This is a genomic window from Mediterraneibacter sp. 210702-DFI.5.30 (assembly GCF_020560115.1).
Lineage (GTDB): Bacteria > Bacillota > Clostridia > Lachnospirales > Lachnospiraceae > Mediterraneibacter > Mediterraneibacter faecis.
In genome coordinates, this window is sequence record NZ_JAJCME010000231.1 from 1 (window position 1) to 221 (window position 221).

The window sequence follows — 221 nt, forward strand, 5'->3', positions numbered from 1 at the left end:
TCAAGGCCTGCCTTTGCCCGCCGGAAAGTGCTCCGGTTGGCGTAGTCATACGATTTTCCAAGCCATTGTTCATTTGAGCAGCCAGCTTGGTAAATTCTGCCATTCGCTGCTTCAAACGGCGCGGCATCAGGTGACGTTTTTCGCCACGCTTGGAAGCCAGCAGCATATTTTCAGCAACCGTCATCCGGGGTGCCGTTCCCAGCTTAGGATCTTGAAAAACG

1 pseudogene is annotated in these 221 nt (G+C 53.4%); it reads right to left on the reverse strand.

The window, feature by feature from the left end:
- A pseudogene (locus LI126_RS15380) lies at positions 1–184 on the reverse strand (ABC transporter ATP-binding protein); the annotation flags it as partial.
- Positions 185–221: the final 37 nt, after the last annotated feature.